The following is a 2,078-nucleotide window of genomic DNA, read 5'->3' as shown; positions in this document are numbered from 1 at the left end:
GACCCGATGCCACCCGTCGCCCACACCACCACCCGGTGAGCCGTCATCTCGTCCTCCTCAGGTGTGCGCGCGTCGCCAGCACGATGAAAACTGTTGCGGCCGTTGCCGATACGGCACGAACAGTGTCGGCTGGTATGCGATATTCGATTTGAAGCTACCGCCGCGACACCCCTCGGTCAAGGATTTAAGAAAGCGCGCACTATCTTATCGAACAAATTTTAGGTTAACTTGCAGCCATGCGGGCGTTAGACTGCGTGTTCAGAGGCGGACCGGGGGGGCGCCGATGTTTACGTTGAGATTCGACATGCGGGTTCCGCGGTGGTCCGGGCCCGCCGCGGAGCTGTACGCCGCGGCAATCGACATGTGCGCGTGGGGCGAAACCCGCGGCGCAGTGTTGGCGGTGTTGTCCGAGCATCACGGGGCCGACGACGGCCATTTGCCGTCGCCGCTGATGCTGGCCTCTGCGATCGCCGCCAGGACGCACACGTTGGCGATCCTGCTTGCCGCGGTGACGATTCCGCTACGCGATCCGGTTCGGCTCGCCGAGGAGATGTGCGTACTCGACCTGATCAGCCGGGGACGGGTGTCGTACGCGTTCGGTGTCGGACATCGACACGAGGAGTACGACCACTTCGGCATCGACATGTCCACCCGCGGTCGCGCGGCCGACGAAATCCTGGCCGTTCTCGGGCCACTCGTTCGCGGCGAACCCGTCGAATATCGCGGGCGCACAGTCCGGGTCACGCCGGCGTCCGGTTCTGACTCGGGGCCGGTGATGCTGATTGCCGGCGGCAGCAAGGCCGCCGCCCGCCGGGCCGGGCGTTACGGCCTGGGGTTCGTGTCCCAGACGGAGTGGCCCGGCCTGATCGAGTTCTACGAAGAGCAGTGCCGCGCACACGGGCATGAACCCGGATTCGTCCAGTTTCCCGCTCCGGGGGTGCCGACTGCGGTATTCGTCGCCGAACACGAGCGGGGCGTCGAGGAGGCCTGGGACGTGCTCGGGCCCCACCTGCTGCACGACGCGGTGACGGCGGCGTCATACCGGCCCCACGACGATTCCGTTGCCAGCATCACCCGCGCCGAGAGCGTGTCGGATTTGCGCAACGAGGGCGGCCCCTACCGCATCATGACCTGCGATGAGGCGACCGAGTACGTCCGCGGGTGCCGGCCGCTGCCGCTGCACCCGCTATGCGGCGGCCTCGCGCCCGATGTCGCGTGGCCCTACCTCGAGCGGGCGGCGGCGGCCGCCGCCCGGGCCATATGAGAACGCCGGTGCCCATCCGTACCGTCGTGTGGTCCACCGGCGGTGTTGGGGCGATCGCGATCGACGCCATCGCCCGCCGTCCCGACCTGGAACTCGTTGGGGTCTGGGTGCATTCGGCGGACAAGGTCGGTAAGGACGCCGGCGAGTTGGCCGGCGGCAAGCCCCTGGGCGTGACGGCCACCAACGACGCCGATGCGCTGATCGCGCTGAAACCCGATTGCGTCATCTACGCCGCCAGCGGCCCGGAGCGCGACGCGCTGGCCATCCCGGATTACGTCAGGCTGCTCGAGTCCGGCATCAACGTCGTCACGACCAGCACCACCCGCCTGGTCAACCCGCACGCCTACGAACCCGCCGAGTGGCGCGACCAGCTGGTCGCCGCGGCCAAGCAGGGCCAGGTGTCGTTGTACGCGTCGGGGATCGAGCCGGGGTTCGCCGCCGATTACCTGCCGCTGGTGTTGTCCACCCAGTCATCGTCCATCGAGAAGATTCACGCGTTCGAGATCGGCCTGTACGACGACTACGGCGTCCCCGACATCATGAGCGACGCGCTGGGTTTCGGTCGTCCGCTCAACTACCAGCCCTGGATCGGCTTCCCGGGTGCGATCGCGGGCGAATGGCAGGGCCAGATCCGGTTGGTCGCCGACGCGCTCGGCGTCGAGGTGCAGGAGGTCCGCGAGTATTTCGACCGCGCGGTGACGAACCGGACGCTGGAGGTCGCTATGGGCACCGTCGAGGCGGGCACCTGCGGTGCGCTGCGCATGCGGGCGATCGGTGTGGTCGACGGCCGGGAAGCCATCGTGATCGAGCACGT

General features: G+C 67.8%; 2 protein-coding genes. Both read left to right on the top strand.

The window, feature by feature from the left end:
- Positions 1–283 precede the first annotated feature (283 nt).
- Positions 284–1,264, top strand: a complete 981-nt coding sequence (locus A5702_RS17220; RefSeq protein WP_068222152.1) for an LLM class flavin-dependent oxidoreductase — start codon at positions 284–286, stop codon at positions 1,262–1,264.
- Positions 1,261–2,078 (top strand): dihydrodipicolinate reductase (locus tag A5702_RS17215; RefSeq protein ID WP_068222149.1); only part of this gene is annotated, 818 nt, incomplete at its 3' end. The genes A5702_RS17220 and A5702_RS17215, both read left to right, overlap by 4 nt.

Origin of the sequence: Mycobacterium sp. E3339, from assembly GCF_001666915.1 — a bacterium.
Classification (GTDB): Bacteria; Actinomycetota; Actinomycetes; order Mycobacteriales; family Mycobacteriaceae; genus Mycobacterium.
Note: the sequence above shows the minus strand (reverse complement) of the source record. Positions and strands in the feature narration are given on the sequence as shown.